The 17619-nt window shown below is 72.0% G+C and carries 18 protein-coding genes; 10 read left to right on the top strand and 8 right to left on the bottom strand.

Annotation, left to right across the window (positions count from 1 at the left end):
• Position 1 precedes the first annotated feature (1 nt).
• Genes R0232_RS32920 through R0232_RS32900 form a run of 5 tightly spaced genes read left to right on the top strand, consistent with a single transcriptional unit; the run spans position 2 to position 4761 of the window.
• Positions 2-877: a branched-chain amino acid ABC transporter permease gene (locus tag R0232_RS32920; RefSeq protein ID WP_431510739.1), complete on the top strand. Its 876-nt coding sequence runs from the start codon at positions 2-4 to the stop codon at positions 875-877.
• On the top strand, positions 874-1806 hold the full coding sequence (locus R0232_RS32915; RefSeq protein WP_431510738.1) for a branched-chain amino acid ABC transporter permease: 933 nt from the start codon (positions 874-876) through the stop codon (positions 1804-1806). The genes R0232_RS32920 and R0232_RS32915 overlap by 4 nt, the downstream gene beginning before the upstream one ends.
• Positions 1799-2557, top strand: coding sequence for an ABC transporter ATP-binding protein (locus R0232_RS32910; RefSeq protein ID WP_431510737.1), 759 nt, complete (start codon positions 1799-1801; stop codon positions 2555-2557). Before R0232_RS32915 ends, R0232_RS32910 begins: the two co-directional genes overlap by 8 nt.
• The gene (locus R0232_RS32905) at positions 2554-3279 is read left to right on the top strand and encodes an ABC transporter ATP-binding protein (protein ID WP_431510736.1); all 726 of its coding nucleotides are present in this window, start codon (positions 2554-2556) and stop codon (positions 3277-3279) included. The genes R0232_RS32910 and R0232_RS32905 overlap by 4 nt, the downstream gene beginning before the upstream one ends.
• Positions 3280-3309: 30 nt before the next feature.
• A complete protein-coding gene (locus R0232_RS32900) occupies positions 3310-4761 on the top strand; it encodes an aldehyde dehydrogenase (RefSeq protein WP_431510735.1) in 1452 nt (483 codons plus the stop codon).
• A 15-nt stretch (positions 4762-4776) separates the two neighbouring features.
• Here R0232_RS32900 and R0232_RS32895 read toward each other — a convergent pair whose 3' ends face one another.
• From R0232_RS32895 to R0232_RS32885, 3 genes are all read right to left on the bottom strand, one after another.
• Entirely contained in the window at positions 4777-6558 is a 1782-nt protein-coding gene (locus tag R0232_RS32895; RefSeq protein WP_431510734.1) for a cytochrome c biogenesis protein DipZ, read from the bottom strand.
• Between the two features lie 113 nt (positions 6559-6671).
• Positions 6672-8045 (bottom strand): sensor histidine kinase, encoded by a 1374-nt coding sequence (locus R0232_RS32890; RefSeq protein WP_431510733.1) that lies wholly within the window; start codon positions 8043-8045, stop codon positions 6672-6674.
• A 56-nt stretch (positions 8046-8101) separates the two neighbouring features.
• Positions 8102-8521: an organic hydroperoxide resistance protein gene (locus R0232_RS32885; RefSeq protein ID WP_057597880.1), complete on the bottom strand. Its 420-nt coding sequence runs from the start codon at positions 8519-8521 to the stop codon at positions 8102-8104.
• 266 nt (positions 8522-8787) lie between these two features.
• On the opposite strand from R0232_RS32885, the gene R0232_RS32880 reads away from it, so the two are divergent.
• The gene (locus R0232_RS32880; RefSeq protein ID WP_057597879.1) at positions 8788-9528 is read left to right on the top strand and encodes a response regulator; all 741 of its coding nucleotides are present in this window, start codon (positions 8788-8790) and stop codon (positions 9526-9528) included.
• Positions 9529-9654: 126 nt separating this feature from the next.
• Here R0232_RS32880 and R0232_RS32875 read toward each other — a convergent pair whose 3' ends face one another.
• From R0232_RS32875 to R0232_RS32865, 3 genes are all read right to left on the bottom strand, one after another.
• A complete protein-coding gene (locus tag R0232_RS32875) occupies positions 9655-10212 on the bottom strand; it encodes a thioredoxin family protein (protein WP_431510732.1) in 558 nt (185 codons plus the stop codon).
• Positions 10213-10347: 135 nt separating this feature from the next.
• A complete protein-coding gene (locus tag R0232_RS32870) occupies positions 10348-11328 on the bottom strand; it encodes a tripartite tricarboxylate transporter substrate binding protein (RefSeq protein ID WP_431510731.1) in 981 nt (326 codons plus the stop codon).
• Between the two features lie 25 nt (positions 11329-11353).
• The gene (locus R0232_RS32865) at positions 11354-12421 is read right to left on the bottom strand and encodes a GntG family PLP-dependent aldolase (protein ID WP_431510730.1); all 1068 of its coding nucleotides are present in this window, start codon (positions 12419-12421) and stop codon (positions 11354-11356) included.
• 70 nt (positions 12422-12491) lie between these two features.
• On the opposite strand from R0232_RS32865, the gene R0232_RS32860 reads away from it, so the two are divergent.
• Entirely contained in the window at positions 12492-13424 is a 933-nt protein-coding gene (locus R0232_RS32860) for a LysR substrate-binding domain-containing protein (RefSeq protein WP_281077025.1), read from the top strand.
• Between the two features lie 7 nt (positions 13425-13431).
• Here R0232_RS32860 and R0232_RS32855 read toward each other — a convergent pair whose 3' ends face one another.
• Positions 13432-13878, bottom strand: a complete 447-nt coding sequence (locus R0232_RS32855; RefSeq protein ID WP_431510729.1) for a MerR family transcriptional regulator — start codon at positions 13876-13878, stop codon at positions 13432-13434.
• Positions 13879-13948: 70 nt separating this feature from the next.
• Here R0232_RS32855 and R0232_RS32850 point away from each other — a divergent pair, with 70 nt between their 5' ends.
• The gene (locus R0232_RS32850) at positions 13949-15190 is read left to right on the top strand and encodes an NADH:flavin oxidoreductase/NADH oxidase family protein (protein ID WP_431510728.1); all 1242 of its coding nucleotides are present in this window, start codon (positions 13949-13951) and stop codon (positions 15188-15190) included.
• A gap of 42 nt (positions 15191-15232) precedes the next feature.
• Here R0232_RS32850 and R0232_RS32845 read toward each other — a convergent pair whose 3' ends face one another.
• Positions 15233-16177, bottom strand: coding sequence for a GlxA family transcriptional regulator (locus R0232_RS32845; RefSeq protein WP_431510727.1), 945 nt, complete (start codon positions 16175-16177; stop codon positions 15233-15235).
• A 190-nt stretch (positions 16178-16367) separates the two neighbouring features.
• Between R0232_RS32845 and R0232_RS32840 the strand changes: the two genes are divergently transcribed.
• Entirely contained in the window at positions 16368-17171 is an 804-nt protein-coding gene (locus R0232_RS32840) for an SDR family NAD(P)-dependent oxidoreductase (protein WP_431510726.1), read from the top strand.
• Positions 17172-17201: 30 nt separating this feature from the next.
• The gene (locus R0232_RS32835) at positions 17202-17597 is read left to right on the top strand and encodes a tautomerase family protein (protein WP_057593136.1); all 396 of its coding nucleotides are present in this window, start codon (positions 17202-17204) and stop codon (positions 17595-17597) included.
• Positions 17598-17619 lie beyond the last annotated feature (22 nt).

Raw genomic sequence — 17619 nt, 5'->3', positions numbered from 1 at the left:
CATGTCCTTCGGAGGATGGGCCGAGCTGCTGGCCGGCGGACTGATCTCGGGCGGCATCTACGCGCTGGTGGCCATCGGCCTGAACCTGCAGTACGGGCTGATGCGCATCATGAACATCTCGCACGGCGAGTTCCTGATGCTCGGCGCCTTCCTGACCTGGTGGGCCCACACCGCGCTGGGCATCTCGCCGCTGTTGTTCGTGCCGGTGGCCTTCGCGCTGCTGATGGCGCTGGGCATGGCGGTGCACTGGCTGTGCTTTCGCCAGGTGGCGGCGCGCGCGCCCAGCGTCGAGGTGTTCGAGGCGCGCAGCCTGATGGTGGGCTTCGGCCTGATGTTCCTGGTGCAGAACACCGCGTTGCTGGTGTGGGGCGGCGACCTGCGCGGCTACGACTACCTGGCCGAGCCGGTGCAGCTCGGCGCGATGCGCTTCACGGCCAACAAGCTGGTGCTGTTCGGCGTCGCGCTCGCGCTGAGCCTGGTGCTGGTGGCGCTGCTCAAGCGCACCCTGCTGGGCAAGGCGGTGCGCGCGCTGATGCAGTCGCCCACCGGCGCGCAACTGGTCGGCATCAACACCCGGCGGCTGCATCCGCTGATGTTCGGCATCGGCCTCGGCCTCTCGGGCGTGGCCGGCGCGCTGCTGTCGATGACCTACGAGATCTCGCCCTCGATGGGCGAGCCCTACACCGTGACCGCGCTGATCGTCATCACGCTCGGCGGCTTCGGCAGCATCGCCGGCAGCCTGGTCGGCGGCCTGCTGCTCGGCGTGGTCGAGGCGCTGGGCATGTACTTCACCAGCCCCTCGCTCAAGATGCTGCTGTCGTACGCCGTGTTCATCGGCGTGCTGATCTGGCGGCCCAACGGATTGTTCTCGCGATGAGTTCCCTGTCCTCTTCTTCCGCGCGGCCGTGGCTGCTGCTCGGCACCGCCGCCGCGCTCGCCGCCTGCGTGCCCTGGATCGCCAGCGAGTTCCTGAGCTCGGTGGCGCTGGGCTGCCTGATGTACATCGCGCTGGCCACGAGCTGGTCGCTGTTCTGCGGCGCCACGCGCTACCTGTCGCTCGCCACCTCGGCCTTCTTCGGCCTCGGCGCCTATGCCAGCGCCGTGCTGCTCGACGTGCTGCCCTGGCCGCTGGTGATCCTCGGCGGTGCCGCCATCGCGAGCGCGGTCGCGTTGCTGATGGGCGCGGCCGTGCTGCACCTGCGCGGCACCTACTTCGCGGTGCTGACCTTCGGCATGACCGAGCTGATCCGGCATGCGCTGACCTTCGTCGAGAAGCAGGTCTCGGGCACGGTGGGCCGGGTGCTGACCGAGGTGCCGTCCAACGAAACCGTCTACCTCACGGTGCTCGCGATCGCCGTGCTCGCGATCGCCACCGCGATGGCCGTGAAGCGCAGCCGCTTCGGCCTCGCGCTCGCGGGCATCGGCGCCGACGAGCAGCGCGCCCAGACCCTGGGCGTGGACACGCGGCGCGTGAAGATCGCCGGCTTCGCGCTCACCGCGGCCTTCGCGGGCGCGGTCGGCGCGGCGATGGCGGTGCGCTGGACCTACATCGAGCCGGCCGCCGTCTTCAGCCCCTTCATCGGCTTCCAGACCGTGCTGATCGCGATGATCGGCGGCGCCGCCAGCATCGGCGGGCCGGTGCTCGCGGCCGTGGTGTTCAGCGTGCTGTCCGAGACCCTGCGGCTGCAACTGCCCTACGGCTACATGATGGTGCTGGGGCTGCTGCTGATCCTGTGCGTGATGTACCTGCCCGAGGGGCTGGCGTCGCTGTGGCGGCGCAAGGCGAAGGGAGCGCGCCATGTCTGAGGCCGCGCGACCCCTGCTGCTCGAGGCGCGCGAGGTCAGCGTGCGCTTCGGCGGCCTCACCGCCGTCGACGCGGTCAGCGTTGCGCTGCATGCCGGCGAGCTGGTCGGCATCATCGGTCCCAACGGCGCGGGCAAGACCACCTTCTTCAACGCCATCTCGGGCGTGGTGATGCCCACCGGCGGCCAACTGCTGGTGGAGGGCGGCATCGACCTCACGCGCCGCGGCCCGCACCGCTTCGCCGCGCACGGCATCGCGCGCACTTTCCAGACACCGCGCGTGATGGCCGGCATGAGCCTCGAAGACAACGTGCGCTTCGGCATGCAGTTCGCGGGCCGGCACCGCGCGCCGCTGCCGGGCCTCGCGAGCGTGCGGGAGATCCTCGACATGCTGGGCCTGGGCGCGTTCGCCGACCGGCTCGCGGCCGAGGTCACGCCCTCGCAGCAGCGGCTGCTCGAGATCGGCATGGCGCTCGGCACGCGGCCGCGCGTGCTGCTGCTCGACGAGGTCGCGGCCGGGCTCACCGAGGCCGAGGTCGAGGCCATGGCGCAGCGCATCCGCCGGCTGCGCGACGCGCACGGCCTCACCGTGGTGTGGATCGAGCATGCGGTGACCACCTTGCTGAAGTACGTCGAGCGCGTGCTGGTGCTGCACCAGGGCCGCAAGATCGCCGACGGCACGCCCGCCGAGGTGGTGCGCAACGCGGAGGTGATCGAGGCCTACCTGGGCGACGAGATGGAGGCCACGTCATGAGCGCCGCATCGAACGACGGCAGCCGCCTCGCCGTGCGCGGCCTGCGCGCCGGCTACCACGGCTTCGAGGTGGTGCAGGGGCTCGATCTCGAAGCCGTGCCCGGCGTGACCGTGGTGCTGGGCCCCAACGGCGCCGGCAAGACCACGCTGCTGAAGGCGCTGGCCGGCCTGCTGCCGCGCCGCGGCGAGGCGCTGCTCGACGGCGTGGCGCTGCCCGCGGGCGATGCCACCGCCTGCGTGCGCCGCGGCATGGCGCTGGTGGCCGAGGGCCGCCAGCTGTTCGCGCAGATGACCGTGACCGAGAACCTCGAGCTCGGCGGCTGGCTGGTGCCCGCCGCGCTGCGCGCCGAGCGGCTGGCGCGCGCCTTCGACGACTTCCCGCGGCTGCGCGAACGCGCGAGGCAACTGGCCGGCACCATGAGCGGCGGCGAGCAGCAGATGGTGGCGGTGGCGCGCGCCATGATGAGCGGGCCGCGTCTGCTGATGCTCGACGAGCCCTCGCTGGGCCTCGCGCCGCGCATGGTCGACGAGCTGCTGGCCATCGTGCGCCGCATCGCCGACCAGGGCGTGACCGTGCTGATGGTCGAGCAGAACGTGCGCAAGGCGCTGCAGGCCGCCGACCGCGGCTACGTGCTCGAGCGCGGCCGCATCGTGGCCGCGGGCGAGGCCCGCGCGCTGCTCGATTCCGACGCGGTGCGCCAGGCCTACCTCGGCGTCGCCTGAACCTTCTTTCTTCCAGCCAAGGACCTCCTCATGACCGACATCCTCATGCGCATCGGCGGCGAACGCCGTCCGGCCGAAGGCGGCGCCGTCTTCGAGCGCCGCAACCCGCTCGATGGCGCCGTCGCCACGCGCGCCCCCGCCGCCACCGCGCGCGATGCCGTCGCCGCGGTCGAGGCCGCGCAACGAGCGTTCGACGCCTGGTCGCAGACCGGCCCCGGCGAACGGCGCGCGCTGCTGCTGAAGGCCGCGCAGGCGATCGAGGCGCGCCACGACGACTTCGTGCAGGCGATGGCGCGCGAGACCGGCGCCTCGGCGCTGTGGGCCGGTTTCAACGTGCACCTCGCGGCCGGGCTGCTGACCGAGGCGGCCGCGCTCACCACCCAGATCGGCGGCGAGGTGATTCCTTCCGACGTGCCCGGCAGCCTCGCGATGGGCGTGCGCCAGGCGGCCGGCGTGGTGCTCGGCATCGCGCCGTGGAACGCGCCCGTGATCCTCGGCGTGCGCGCGCTCGCCACGCCGCTGGCCTGCGGCAACACCGTGGTGTTCAAGGGCTCGGAGCTGTGCCCGCAGACCCATGCGCTGATCGTCGATGCGCTGCACGACGCCGGCCTGCCGCCGGGCACGGTGAACTTCGTGACCAACGCGCCGGCCGACGCGGCCGAGGTGGTCGACGCGATCGTCGCCCACCCGGCGGTGCGCCGCGTCAACTTCACCGGCTCCACGCGCGTGGGCCGGTTGATCGCGCAGACCTGCGCGCGCCACATCAAGCCCGCCGTGCTCGAGCTCGGCGGCAAGGCGCCCTTCGTGGTGCTCGACGATGCCGACATCGACGCCGCGGTCGATGCCGCCGTGTTCGGCGCCTTCGCCAACTCGGGCCAGATCTGCATGTCGACCGAGCGCATCGTGCTCGACGCGCGCATCGCCGACGAGTTCGTCGCCAGGTTCGCGGCGCGCGCGAAGAGCCTGCCGCTGGGCGACCCGCGCGAGGGCCCGGTGGTGCTGGGCTCGGTGGTCGACATGGCGACCGTGGAGCGCTGCAACGCGCTGATCGACGACGCGCTGGCCCAGGGCGCGGTGCTGGTCTGCGGCGGCCGCGCCGAGAACACGCTGATGCCGGCCACCGTGCTCGACCGCGTGACGCCCGCGATGCGCGTCTACGGCGAGGAGACCTTCGGTCCGCTCAAGGCCATCGTGCGCGTGGCCGATACCGAGGCCGCGATCGCCACCGCCAACGACAACGCCTTCGGCCTCTCGTCGGCCGTGTTCGGCCGCGACATCGCGCGCGCCTGGAACGTGGCGCGCCGCATCGAGGCCGGCATCTGCCACGTCAACGGCCCCACGGTGCACGACGAGGCGCAGATGCCCTTCGGCGGCGTGAAGGCCTCGGGCTACGGCCGCTTCGGCGGCAAGGCCGGCGTGGAGGCCTTCACCGAGCTGCGCTGGCTCACGGTGCAGACCGCGCCGCGGCACTACCCGTTCTGAAGCACCGCGCCGGCTTCAGCCGAAGGTGAAGGCATAGGCCTGCGCGCCGGGGTCGAGGAACTCGATCTCGAACAGCCGCTCGCGCGCGCCCTGCTGCTGGCGCACCAGCTGGTAGAGCCGCTGCGCGTCGACCGTGCCCTGCCCTTGCGCGTCGGTGTCGAAGCCGTGGTCGGCCAGCGGCGGCTGGCCGTCGATGCGCACGCGGAAGCGCACCGGCTTGCCATCGGCCGCGGGGCCGAGCACCAGGTGCAGGTCGCGCGCCTGGAAGCGGTAGGCGATGCGCCCGCCCGGGCGCGCGAGCACTGCGCGCTCGGCATCGACCGCCCAGTCGCCCGCCAGTGCCCACTGGTTGATGCGCAGCGCGGCGGGTGCCTGGTAGGCATGGGTGCGGCCCGCGACCAGCCCGCCCGGCGAGGCGAAGCCCTCGGCGCGTTCCTGGCCGATGTAGGTCTCGCCCGAGCGCACGGGCTCGGTGCCGGGCGCGGCCTGCGTGCCCAGGCCCTGCGGCGCGACCAGCCCCGCGGCCACGCGCGACGGCCCGGCCTCGGCCAGCAGCTGCTGGATCACCTGCTCGGACTTCGCGTACTGGCCCTCGCCGAACAGGTGGTGGCGGATGCGCCCCTGCGCGTCGACGAAGTAGAAGGCCGGCCAGGCCTGGTTGCCGAAGGCGCGCCAGATCGCGTAGTCGCTGTCGACCGCGACCGGGAAGCCGATCTCGAGGTCCTTGACCGCGCGGCGCACGTTGGCCGGGCGCTTCTCGAACGCGAACTCGGGCGTGTGCACGCCCACCACCACGAGGCCGGCGTCCTTGTACTTCTCGGCCCAGGCGCGCAGGTAGGGCAGGGTGCGCAGGCAGTTGATGCAGGAGTAGGTCCAGAAGTCGACCAGCACCACCTTGCCGCGCAGCGCCTCGGGCGTGAGCGGCGGCGAGTTGATCCATTCGGTCGCGCTGGCCAGCGCGGGGAACGGGCCCTGGTCGCGCAGGGGGCGCGGCGTGAAGGCGGGGGCGGGCAGGGGCGCTTCGGCGCTGGTCAGCATCAGGCCGCCGCGGTCCTGGCGCGCGGACTGCGGCACGGCGGGCTTCGGCGGGCCGAGGCGGTCGAGCAGCGCCTGTTCGAGCGCGGTGGTGCCGCCGCCCGAGAGCCGGCTCAGCAGGCCGGTGTCCAGCCCGAGCGCGATCGCGCCCACGCCCGCGAGCACCGCGGCGCCGGCCGCGCGGCGCAGCCATTCGCCGGTGCGCAGCGAGGCCTTCATGCGCGCGAACATCCGGTGGCCGAACAGCAGCGCGGCCGCCAGCGAGGTGCAGGCGCCGGCCGCGTAGGCCAGCAGCAGCAGCGAGGTGCCGGCGCTGGCGCCGTTGAGCGCGGCGCCGGTCAGGATCAAGCCCAGGATCGGGCCCGCGCAGGGTGCCCACAGCAGGCCCGTGCCCACGCCCAGCAGCAGCGGCGAGAACACCGAGCCACCGGTCGGCGCGTCGGCCAGCCGCAAGCCGAGCGCCACCAGCGGCCGGCTCAGCCGGTCGGCCAGCGCGGGCAGCAGCAGCGTGAGGCCGAACAGCGCGAGCAGCGCGATCGCCGCGTAGCGCCCCCACTCGTTGAGCGCCACCACCCAGCCGCCGCCCACGGCCGCGAGGGTGGCGACGGCCGCGAAGGCCAGCGCCATGCCCGCGAGCATCGGCAGGCCGTGCGAGCGGAACGGGCGGTCGGCGCGCGCGAACACGAAGGGCAGCACCGGCAGGATGCAGGGGCTCAGGATGGTGAGCACCCCGCCGAGGTAGGCAACGATGAGAACGAGCATGGTGGCGCTCCTGGTTGGGTCGTGGATGAATCGATGGGATGGGGCGTGCGCATCCCGCGCAGCCTCGCGTCGCGGGGCCGCCGTCGGGTGTCGCCGTGGTGGGTCGTGTGCGCTCAGTCGCCCGGCGCGGGGCGCGTGCCCAGCAGCAGGCTGGCCTCGAGCCCGCCCTCGGGCCGGTTGGCCAGCCGCAGCTGCGCGCCCATCGCGGTCGCGAGCTGCTGGGCGATCGCCAGGCCCAGGCCGGTGCCGCCGGTGTCTCGGTTGCGCGAGCTCTCGACGCGGTAGAAGGGCTTGAGCACCGCGTCGAGCTCGTCGGCCGGGATGCCCGGGCCGTTGTCGACCACCGCGATGCGCAACTGGCCGCCCGCGGCCTCGGGCTGCACGCGCACGCTGACCTCGGTGCCGAACTTGAGCGCGTTGTCGATCAGGTTGGCGAGGATGCGGCGCAGCGCGTTGGGCCGGGTCACGATCGGCGTGCCGGCACGGCCCTCGAGCCGCACCGGTTGGCCCGCGTCCTCGTAGTCGGCGAGCATGCTTTGCACCAGCGCATCGGCATCCACGCGCAGCGGCGGCTCGGTCGCGCCGTGCAGCGTGCGCGCATAGGTCACGCCCTCGCGCACCAGCGACTTCATCGCGTCGAGGTCCTGGCGGAACTTGTCGCGGTCGGGCGTGGCGTCCATCAGCTCGGTGCGCAGCCGCATGCGCGTGATCGGCGTCTGCAGGTCGTGCGAGATCGCGGCCAGGATCTCGACGCGCTCCGACATGTAGCCCGAGATGCGCTGCTGCATCGCATTGAAGGCGCGCGCGGCATGGGCCACCTCGCTCGGGCCGTGCTCGTCGAGCGGCCGGCCCTTGAGGTCGGGCCCGAGCTCGTCGGCCGCGCTCGCCAGCTGCGCCAGCGGCCGCGTGACCAGCCGCACCGCGGCCCAGGCGCACAGCGCCAGCACCAGCAACTGCACCGCGAGGCCCCACACCAGCCAGGGCGACATCGGCATGTCGACCCGGCGCGCATGCACGATCAGCGCCGAGCCGTCGTGCAGCCGCACCTGGATCTCCAGGCCGCCGACGGGGTTGCCCACCTCGCCGATCTTCACGATCTCGAACGGGCGCATGGCCTCCATGATGGCCTCGCCGAACTGGCGCAGCGAGGCCGAGGCCGGTTCGTTGCCACCGGCTTCGCCGCCGAGCGTGAAGTGGTAGTTGCGCCGCTCCAGCCGCGCCAGCCAGTCCGCGCGCTCGTCGGCCGGCAGGCGGTCGAGCAGTGCCACCGAGCTCGCGATGTCGCGCTCGATGCCGATCATCATCAGCTCGCGCATCGCGAGGCCGCGCTCGTAGTTGATCGCGCCGAAGGTCAGGGCCTGCGCGATCGCGAGGCCGACCACGATGATCAGCGTGACGCGCGCGAACAGCGAGCGCGGGACCAGCCGGCGCAGCCCGCGGCGGACGGGGGCGGCCTGGCTGGCGGCGGGGCTGGCGGGGGTGGACATGGACGCCTTTATAGACGGGTGGACGAAGGCGCCGGCGTCGGCCGGCGCGCCGCGGCTCAGACCAGGCGGAGGGTGACGTCGATGTTGCCGCGCGTGGCCTTCGAGTACGGGCAGGTCTGGTGCGCCGCATCGACCAGGCCCTGGGCCACCTCGCGGTCCAGGCCCGGGATGCTCACGTCGAGCCGGGCCTGCAGGAAGTAGCCGCCCGTGCCGGTGCCGAGGTCGACCTCGGCGTTCACGCTCAGGTCGGCCGGCAACGCGATCTTTTGCTTCGCGGCGGCCAGGCCCATCGCGCCGATGAAGCAGGCCGACCAGCCGGCCGCGAACAGCTGTTCGGGGTTGGTGCCCTGGCCGGCGGAACCGGGCGAGGACAGCTGGATGTCGAGCCGGCCGTCGCTGCTGCGCGCGCTGCCGTCGCGGCCGCCGGAGGTGGTGTGGGTCTTGCCGGTGTAGAGGACCTTGTCGATCTGGCTCATGGTGGTTCCTTGGATGGGTGAAGAAGGGGTTGTTCGTCGAACGGAACGGATTCTTGGGCCGCGACCACCCCCGCGGCGCGCCTTGCGTATGCCTGTGTATCCGCGCGAAAAACGCACACAGTACGTTTCACGTCCCAGGCTGCGGCCAGCCGCTAGTGCAACGGCATGTGGCACCTTGCCGCGCCGGATACTTGGGCATACAAAAGCCGCTGGCGCGCGCCGGCCGGCGGCTACATTGCGCTGCACGACAACCCCGAGACCGCGCCATGAACACCAGGCCCTCCGACCACATCCTCATCGTCGACGACGACCGGGAGATCCGCGAACTGCTGAGCACCTACCTGGTGAAGAACGGCCTGCGCGTGGTGGCGGTGCCGACCGGGCGCCACATGCGCGCGGCGCTCGAGGACTCGGGGCCCTTCGACCTGATCATCCTCGACCTGATGCTGCCGGGCGAGGACGGCCTGACCCTGTGCCGCGACCTGCGCACCGGCAAGTACAAGGCCACGCCGATCCTGATGCTGACCGCGCGCAGCGAGGAGGCCGACCGCATCCTGGGCCTGGAGATGGGCGCCGACGACTACCTGGCCAAGCCCTTCTCGGCGCGCGAGCTGCTCGCGCGCATCCGCTCGGTGATGCGCCGCACCCGCATGTTGCCGCCCAACATGGGCTCGGCCGAGGCCGCGCGCAAGCTGGTGTTCGGCGAATGGCAGGTCGACACGGTGGAGCGCCACCTGCTCGACGAGAGCGGCACCATGGTCGCGCTCAGCGGCGCCGAGTACCGGCTGCTGCGCGTGTTCCTCGACCATCCGCAGAAGGTGCTGAGCCGCGACCAGCTGCTGAGCCTGACCCAGGGCCGCGAGGCCGAGCTGTTCGAGCGCTCGATCGACCTGCTGGTGAGCCGGCTGCGCCAGCGCCTGCGCGACGATGCGCGCGAGCCGCGCTACCTGAAGACGGTGCGCAGCGAAGGCTATGTGCTGGCCGCGGCGGTCGAGGCGCGGGACTAGGCGTTTTTTCGCTTCGAAGGACCCGTCGCCGAACGGGTCGAGATGCATTGGCAGTTGGTCGGCTGGCGGACTTCATGCGCGAAGCCGCCCGCGAGGAACAGCAGGGCGAACCAGAGCTTCTTCATCTCAGGACGCCGGTGCGGGTTCGGCCAGCAGCGCCTGGATCTTCTTCTCGGTGGTGCCGTAGCTGCCCTCGCCGAAGTGCGAATAGACGATGCGGCCCTGCTTGTCGATCAGGTAGACGGCCGGCCAGTACTGGTTGCGGAAGGCCTTCCAGGTGCCGTAGCTGTTGTCCTGCGCCACCGCGTGGCGGATCTGCAGGCGCTGGATCGCGTCCTTCACGTTCTGAGTCGACTTCTCGTAGGCGAACTCGGGCGTGTGCACGCCGACCACGACCAGCCCCTGGTCCTTGTACTTCGCGTCCCAGTCCTTGACGTAGGGCAGGTGGTTCAGGCAGTTGATGCAGGTGTAGGTCCAGAAGTCGACCAGCACCACCTTGCCGCGCAGCGCGGCCATGTCCAGCGGCGGCGAGTTGAGCCAGGTGTCGATGTGGGTGAAGGCCGGCGCGGGCGCGGCCTGCGCGGTGGGGATGTCGCCGCCGCCGGGCGGCGCGGCGAGGGTGACGAAAGCCACTGAGGCGGCGATGGCGGCGGCGATGGCGAGCGGTGCGGCGGGGATGCGCATGGCGGTTCCTTCGGGTGAGAAAGAGGCGGTGGAAGAATCGATGCGTCGATTCTTCGACGCCCGCCACCGCTGCCGCGCGTGCTGCGTATGCCTGTGTATCCGTGGGGCGCAAGCCGCACAGTACGTTGCATGCTGCTAGCTGTTGAGCGTGAACCCCGTCTGCTTCACCACCGCCTGCCAGCGCGCGATCTCGTCGTTCAGGTGCTTCGCGAAGGCCTGGCTGCCGCGTGGCATCGGGTCGATGAAGGCATCGGCCAGCCGGGCCTTGACCTCGGGCAGGTCGAGCACCTTGGCGAGCGCGGCGTTCAGGCGCTGCTGCACGTCGGCGGGCGTCTTCGCGGGCACCATGAGGCCGTACCAGACGCTGCCGACGATGCCGGGCGCGCTCTCGGCGAAGGTCTGCACCTGCGGCAGCTTGGGATCGCGCGCCGTGCTCGCGATGGCGAGCACCTTGAGCCGCTTCGCCTCGATGTGCGGCATGCAGGCCGGCACCGAGTTGATCACCATCGGCACCTGGCCGCCGATGGCATCGGTCAGCGCCAGCGCGCCGCCCTTGTAGGGCACGTGCACCAGCTCCATCCCGGTCTTGAGCTTGAGCAGCTCGTAGAGCAGGTGCGGCGCCGAGCCCTGGCCCGGCGTGCCGACGCCGTACTGGCGCACCTGCTCGCGCGGCAGCGCCAGCAGTTCCTTGAGCGAGTTGGCCGGGAACGACGGATGCGCCACCAGCAGTTGCGGCGAGGAGCCGATCAGCGTGAGCGGCGCGAAGTCCTTGGTCGAATCGAAGGGCAGCCGCGGCTGCACCGCCGCGTTGGTGGCGTGCGCGGCATCGGCGATCAGCAGCGTGTAGCCGTCGGCCGCGCTCTTGGCCACGGCGTCGGTGCCGATCATGGCGGAGGCGCCGGCCTTGTTGTCGACGATGACGTTCCAGCCGCTGGATTCGGTCAGCTTCTGCGCCACCAGGCGCCCGACCACGTCGGAGCCGCCACCGGGCGCATAGGGCACGACCAGCCGGATCGGGCGGCTGGGGTAGTCATTGGCGAAGGCGGGGCGGCCGAGCGACAGGGCCGCGGCCGAGAGGGTGGTGGCGACGAAGTCGCGGCGGGACAGGGTGGGCATGGTGGATCTCCTGGAATGGGGCGGCTCAGCGGAGCAGGGCGTCGGCGGCGCGGCGGAAGCCGGCGATGGCGGCGTCGACGCCGGCGGTGTCGACGTGGCGGTGCGTCACGAGGCGCAGCCGATGGCTGCCCCAGGCGCGCACCAGCACGCCGTGCTCGCGCAGCGCGCGGGTCCATGCCGCGCTGTCGGGGCCGTTCGCGGGCAGGTCGGCGAGCACGATGTTGGTGGCGGGCGTGTTGGTGCGCAGCGCGCCGGGCCGGACTGCGCCCAGGCCCTCGGCCAGCCGCCGCGCCTGGCGGTGGTCGTCGGCGAGCCGGCCCGCCATGGTCTCGATGGCCTCGAGCCCGGCCGCCGCGACCACGCCGACCTGGCGCTGCGTGCCGCCGAGCACCTTGCGCAGCCGGCGCGCGCGTTCGATCGTCGCGGCGGTGCCGACCAGCACCGCGCCGGCCGGCGCGCTCAGGCCCTTCGAGAGGCAGACGGCCACGCTGTCGGCGCAGCCCGCGATGGCGGCGGGCGCCACCTCGAGCGCGACCGCCGCGTTGAACAGCCGCGCGCCGTCGAGGTGCACGCGCGCGCCCGCGCCCCGCGCGGCCTCCATCACCGCGCGCATGTGCTCGAGCGGCGGCACGGCGCCGCCCGCGTTCGCGTGCGAGGTCTCCATGCCGACGAGCTCGGTGCGCAGGCCGCCGGGGCGGCGCAGGGTGCGCTCGAGTTCGTCGAGGTCCATGGCGCCGGCCGTGCCCGCGATGCCGAGGTAGGCCAGGCCCGCGAGCGTGGCGCCGCCGCGCTCGGTCAGGAACATGTGGGCCGTGGCCTCGAGCAGCACCTGGCCCTGGCGCTCGGTCTGCGCGAGCACGGCCAGCAGGTTGCCCATGGTGGCCGTGGGCACGTAGAGGCCCGCCTCCTTGTCGAGCGTGCGCGCCACCAGCGCCTCGAGTTCGCGCGCGGTCGGGTCGCCGTCGAGGCCGTCGTCGCCCAGCGGCGCGCTGCGCATGCGCTCGTACATCGCGGGCGTGGGCCGCGTGACGGTGTCGCTGCGCAGGTCCACGCCGGGAGGATCGGAGGGTGCGGTCGCGTCGGTGCCAGTCATGGCGGCGAGTATTCGCGCGCCGCCTGGATACGCAAAATTCCTTGTAGAGGGTGCGTCATACAATTTTGATATGACGACCCGCCGCATGACGCTCAAGCACATCGAGGCCTTCCGCATCGTCATGCAGACGGGCTCGATGACCGAGGCCTCGCGCCGGCTCCACACCTCGCAGCCCCAGGTCAGCCGGCTGGTGTCGCAGCTCGAGGCCATCGTCGGCTTCCTGCTGTTCGAGCGCCGCGGCACGCGCCTCCTGCCCTCGCTCGACGGCAAGCGTTTCTTCCAGGACGTGGAGAAGGCCTTCGTCGGGCTCGAGGGCCTGGAGGGCGCGGCCTCGAACATCCGCTCCTTCGGCGGCGACCGGCTCGCGGTGGCCGCCATGCCGCGGATCGCGGGCGGGCTGCTGAGCAAGGCCGTCGCGCAGTTCAAGGCCGAGCATCCCGAGACCCTGCTCACCATCCACTCGGGCGCCGCCGCCACCGTCAACACCTGGGTCAGCTCGGGCCTGTGCGAGCTCGGCCTGGCCATCCTCTACGGCGACGACGTGCCGGGCATGCAGGTCCAGACCCTGCTGACCATGGACTGCGTGGCCGTGCTGCCGATCGGGCACCGGCTCGCGAAGCGCAAGCAGGTCGCGGCGGCCGACCTCGAGGGCGAGGCCTTCGTCTCGTTCCCGCTCGGCAGCGCGCCGCGCGAACGCATCGACCGCGTGCTGGCGGCCGCGGGCGCCCGCACGCGCACGGTGCTGGAGTCGGACCTCGGTGCCTCGGTCTGCGCGCTGGTCGCCGCGGGCCTGGGCGTCAGCGTGCTCAACCCGCTGGCGGCGCTCGAGGAGCGGCGCAACCTCGAGCTCGCGGTGCGCGCCTTCGTGCCCGCGATCCCGGTGCGGCTCGCGTTGCTGCTGCCACCCGATGCGCCGGATTCGCGGCTGGTGAGCGCCTTCGCGGACCAGGTGCGCGCGGTGATCGCGTCGGACCTCGAGGTGGTGCGGCCCTACCGGCGCTGAGGCGGCGCTACCTTCTCGCGGCCTTCGGCGGGCGCGCCGGCGGCGCCGCCTTGCCGCGGGGCGTCGACATGCCCTCGGCCAGCGCGGCCGGGTCCATGCATTCACCCTGGGCCCAGTGCGCGTGCAAGGTGCTTCGCATCGCGGTCAGGTCCTGGCGCTGGGCGCGCAGGCCCGCGATCAGCCGGTCGATCTCGTGCACGCGGCCGTCGAGCCGCTCGATCAGGTCGTCCTTCGAGAACACCGCGCAGTCCGCGAACGCGCCGCGCAGGCTGTCGAGCGAGAAGCCGAGGTTCTGCGCGATCTGGATCAGTTGCAGCCGCTTCAGTGCAGCATCGTCGTAGTCGCGGTAGCCGTTGGCGCGGCGCTCGGCCGCGGGCAGCAGGCCGCTCTGTTCGTAGAAGCGGATGGCCGAGGCTGCCATGCCGGTCTTCTGTGCCAATTCGCCGATTTTCATGGGGCTTGACCTTGAAGCTGGCTTGAATCTTAGCATCGGCTTTCCCTCACTCCTCCCATGGCGCTTCACCGTGAATGCCTCGCCGCTCTTCCAGCCGCTGACCCTGCCCAATGGCAGCTTCCTGCCCAACCGACTGGCCAAGGCCGCGATGGAGGAAAACATGGCCGAGGACGGGCAGTTGCCGGGCGCGGCGCTGCACGATCTCTACCGCGTCTGGGCCCGGGGCGGCGCGGGCCTGGTCATCACGGGCAACGTGATGATCGATGGCCGCGCGCTCACCGGCCCGGGCGGCGTCGTGCTCGAGACCGGCACGCCGCTCGAGCGCTTTGCCGAATGGGCGACGGCCGCGCGCAGCGGTGGCGCGCAGGTCTGGATGCAGATCAACCATCCGGGCCGCCAGGTCCGCGCGAGCATGGGCGGCCTGGCCTGGGCACCGTCGTCGGTGGCGCTCGACCTCGGCAAGCACAGCAAGCTTTTCGTGCAGCCCCAGGCCATGAGCGAGGCCGAGATCGCGGAAACCGTCGAACGCTTCGCCGCGACGGCGCAGGCGGCCGAGCGCGCGGGCTTCACGGGCGTGCAGATCCATGCGGCGCACGGCTACCTGCTGTCGCAGTTCCTGTCGCCGCTGACCAACCGGCGCACCGATGCCTGGGGCGGCAGCCTCGAGAACCGCGCGCGCTTCCTGCTCGACGTGCTGCGTGCCGTGCGCGGCCGCGTGGGGCGCGACTTCTGCGTGGCCGTGAAACTCAACTCGGCCGATTTCCAGCGCGGCGGCTTCTCGCAAAGCGATGCGAAGCAGGTCATCCTGTGGCTCAACGCACTCTCGATTGACTTGGTCGAACTGTCCGGCGGCAGCTACGAGAGTCCGGCGATGCAGGGCCGCACGGCCGACGGGCGCACCCTGGCGCGCGAGGCCTATTTCCTCGAGTTCGCGCGCGAGCTCGCCGCCGTGGCCCGGATGCCCGTGATGACCACGGGCGGCATCGTGCGCCGCGTGGTGGCCGAACAGGTGCTGGCCGGCGGCGTCGCGGTGGTGGGCATGGCCACGGCCCTGGCCGTCGCGCCCGACCTGCCGGCGCGTTGGCGCGCGGGCGAGGACGCGGTGGCGCCCGCGCCGAAGGTCGAATGGAAGGATCAGGTGATGGGCGCGATGGCGCGCATGGCGCTGGTGAAGCGCCGCCTGCGCACCCTGCGCCCGGGCCGCACCGGGGTGCCGCGGCATTCGCCGTTCCTGACCCTGCTGCTCGACCAGCTGCGCATGCAGCGCCTGACGCGCCGCTACCGTCGCTGGCATGGCGCGCGGCCGGCGTGAGCCGCGCATCGCCGCGGCGAGGTTGCCTCGACGCGGCGCCGGCTACACCAGCTCGGCGTTGGCCGAGATGCGCTGGATCGCCTGCGGCGGCTGCCCGAAGGCACGCAGGAACGCCTGCCGCATGCGCTCGCGGTCGCCGAACCCGGTCTCGCGCGCGATCACCTCGATCGGGTGGCGGCTGGTTTCCATCATCAGGCGCGCGGCCTCCACGCGCAGCCGCTCGATCGCCTTGGCCGGCGACTGCCCGGTCTCCTCGCGGAACACGCGGCTGAACTGGCGCGGGCTCAGGTGCGCCGCGTTGGCCAGCACCTCCACCGACAGGTCGGCGGCGAGGTTCTCCCTGGCGTAGGCCAGGGCCGTCTGCACGCGGTCGGACTTGGCATCGAGCTCGAGCAGGGTCGAGAACTGCGACTGGCCGCCGCCCCGGCGCTGGTAGATGACCAGCTTGCGCGCGATCGTCAGCGCCAGCTTGCGCCCGAGGTCCTTCTCGATCACCGCGAGCGCGAGATCGAGGCCCGCGCTCATGCCGGCCGAGGTCCAGACCGGCCCGTCGATGACGAAGATGCGGTCCTCCTCCATCTGCACGCGCGGATAGCGCTCCCTGAAGGCGCGCGCATGCAGCCAGTGGGTGGTGGCCTTGCGGCCGTCGAGCAGTCCGGCCTCGGCCAGCACGAAGGCGCCGGTGCAGATCGAGGCCATGCGTCGCGAGCGCGCGGCCGACGTTCGGACGCGCTCGATCAGGCTGCGCGGCGGCAGGCGGCATTCGTTGTCGCCCGCCACGATCAGGGTGTCGAACGTGCGCTCGCCCCAGGCCTCGGTCTGCACCGCGAAGCCCTGCGACGAGGCCACCGCGCCGCCGGGTTCGGACACCACGGCGAAGTCATAGGCGGCCGCGCCATTCATCAGGTTGGCGTATTCGAAGGCCGTGGCCACCGCCAGGGCCAGGGACTGGAAGCCGGGGTAGACGAGCAATCCGACGCTGTGCATTTCGCGCTCCTCGAGTGACCTGAAACCTTGCATGTCGTGCAAGCGCGCCATTCTGCGGCGCTTTGCGCGGTGCTGCCGGGCCGTGTCCGAAAACCTTGCATCTACGACATTGAGGAAATGTGGCGTCATTTTTACGATGACCCACAGGCGCCGGCAGCCCGTCGGCCCGCTCTCTTCCAAGGTGAATTCCATGACCGCTTCCACGACCTCCCCAGGCACCGCGCTGATCACGGGCGCCTCCACCGGCATCGGCGCCATCTACGCCGACCGCCTGGCCCGGCGCGGCCACGACCTGATCCTGGTGGCCCGCAACGGCGAGCGGCTGCGAACGCTGGCGGACGAACTGCGTGCCGCCACCGGACGCAGGATTACGACCCTCGTCGCCGACCTGACCGACCCGGCGGCGCGCTCGCGCGTCGAGGAAGTGCTGCGCACCGACGAGTCCCTCACGATGCTCGTCAACAACGCCGGCATCGGCTCGGTCGCGTCCATCCTCGCGGACGATGTCGACACCATGGAGCACATGATCGCGCTCAACGTCACGGCGCTCACGCGCCTGAGCTATGCCGTGGCGCCCGCGTTCGTGCGGCGCAAGGCCGGCACGATTGTCAACATCGCCTCGGTGGTCGGCGTCGCGGTCGAGATGCTCAACGGCGTCTACAGCGCGTCGAAGTCCTATGTCATCGGCTTCGGCCACACGCTGCAGCGCGACCTGGGCGACAAGGGCGTGCGCATCCAGACCGTGATGCCGGGCGCCACGGCCACCGAGTTCTGGGACGTCGCGGGCTATGCGCCGCAGAAGGAATCGGCCAGCACCATGTCGGCCGCGGACCTGGTGGACGCCGCGCTGGCGGGCCTCGACGCGGGCGAGCGCGTGACCATTCCGGGCCTGCACGAGGGCGAGCGGTGGACGCAGTGGGAAGCCGATCGCCGCGCGCTGGCGCCGAAGTTCGCCAACGCCGTCCCGGCCGCGCGCTATGGTCTGGCGCGCTGAGGCCTCTTCTCTTCTTTTCAGGAGCCCCGCATGCCGTATCTTCAACTGGACGTCAACGACCACTACCCGAGCGAGCTCAAGCAGCGCCTGGCCGAGCGCATGAGCCGCACCTACGCCGAGATGATGTCGGTGGACATCCGTCGCATCAGCGTCGCGGTGCGCGAGCTCGGCGAGGGCGGGCTCTGGCGCATTCCCGACCCGGAGGGCCCGCCGGTGCCGGTCTCGCTGATGATGCTGGACATCCGCCAGGGCCGCCCGCCCGAGCTGCGCATGGCGCTCGCCAAGGCGCTGTGCGCTCACTGCATCGAGCTGCTGGGCCTGCGCGAGGACCGGCTCAACGTCGAGTTCACGCAGCACACGGGCGACGAGATGTACCACCCCACGCTCGGTGGCTACAGCCCGGACTGGACGCCCGGGGAGTCCTGACGCGTGCCGCTCCGGCGGCGCC

The organism is Variovorax sp. DAIF25, from assembly GCF_050711835.1.
Classification (GTDB): domain Bacteria; phylum Pseudomonadota; class Gammaproteobacteria; order Burkholderiales; family Burkholderiaceae_C; genus Variovorax.
This window is presented reverse-complemented; position numbering and strand designations above follow the sequence as displayed.

What these genes read in the sequence shown, in the direction of transcription:
- R0232_RS32920 (WP_431510739.1), top strand. Translation starts at nt 2, where the DNA reads ATGTCCTTCGGAGGATGGGCCGAGCTGCTGGCCGGCGGACTGATCTCG.
- R0232_RS32915 (WP_431510738.1), top strand. Translation starts at nt 874, where the DNA reads ATGAGTTCCCTGTCCTCTTCTTCCGCGCGGCCGTGGCTGCTGCTCGGC.
- R0232_RS32910 (WP_431510737.1), top strand. Translation starts at nt 1,799, where the DNA reads ATGTCTGAGGCCGCGCGACCCCTGCTGCTCGAGGCGCGCGAGGTCAGC.
- R0232_RS32905 (WP_431510736.1), top strand. Translation starts at nt 2,554, where the DNA reads ATGAGCGCCGCATCGAACGACGGCAGCCGCCTCGCCGTGCGCGGCCTG.
- R0232_RS32900 (WP_431510735.1), top strand. Translation starts at nt 3,310, where the DNA reads ATGACCGACATCCTCATGCGCATCGGCGGCGAACGCCGTCCGGCCGAA.
- R0232_RS32895 (WP_431510734.1), bottom strand. Translation starts at nt 6,558, where the DNA reads ATGCTCGTTCTCATCGTTGCCTACCTCGGCGGGGTGCTCACCATCCTG.
- R0232_RS32890 (WP_431510733.1), bottom strand. Translation starts at nt 8,045, where the DNA reads ATGTCCACCCCCGCCAGCCCCGCCGCCAGCCAGGCCGCCCCCGTCCGC.
- R0232_RS32885 (WP_057597880.1), bottom strand. Translation starts at nt 8,521, where the DNA reads ATGAGCCAGATCGACAAGGTCCTCTACACCGGCAAGACCCACACCACC.
- R0232_RS32880 (WP_057597879.1), top strand. Translation starts at nt 8,788, where the DNA reads ATGAACACCAGGCCCTCCGACCACATCCTCATCGTCGACGACGACCGG.
- R0232_RS32875 (WP_431510732.1), bottom strand. Translation starts at nt 10,212, where the DNA reads ATGCGCATCCCCGCCGCACCGCTCGCCATCGCCGCCGCCATCGCCGCC.
- R0232_RS32870 (WP_431510731.1), bottom strand. Translation starts at nt 11,328, where the DNA reads ATGCCCACCCTGTCCCGCCGCGACTTCGTCGCCACCACCCTCTCGGCC.
- R0232_RS32865 (WP_431510730.1), bottom strand. Translation starts at nt 12,421, where the DNA reads ATGACTGGCACCGACGCGACCGCACCCTCCGATCCTCCCGGCGTGGAC.
- R0232_RS32860 (WP_281077025.1), top strand. Translation starts at nt 12,492, where the DNA reads ATGACGACCCGCCGCATGACGCTCAAGCACATCGAGGCCTTCCGCATC.
- R0232_RS32855 (WP_431510729.1), bottom strand. Translation starts at nt 13,878, where the DNA reads ATGAAAATCGGCGAATTGGCACAGAAGACCGGCATGGCAGCCTCGGCC.
- R0232_RS32845 (WP_431510727.1), bottom strand. Translation starts at nt 16,177, where the DNA reads ATGCACAGCGTCGGATTGCTCGTCTACCCCGGCTTCCAGTCCCTGGCC.
- R0232_RS32840 (WP_431510726.1), top strand. Translation starts at nt 16,368, where the DNA reads ATGACCGCTTCCACGACCTCCCCAGGCACCGCGCTGATCACGGGCGCC.
- R0232_RS32835 (WP_057593136.1), top strand. Translation starts at nt 17,202, where the DNA reads ATGCCGTATCTTCAACTGGACGTCAACGACCACTACCCGAGCGAGCTC.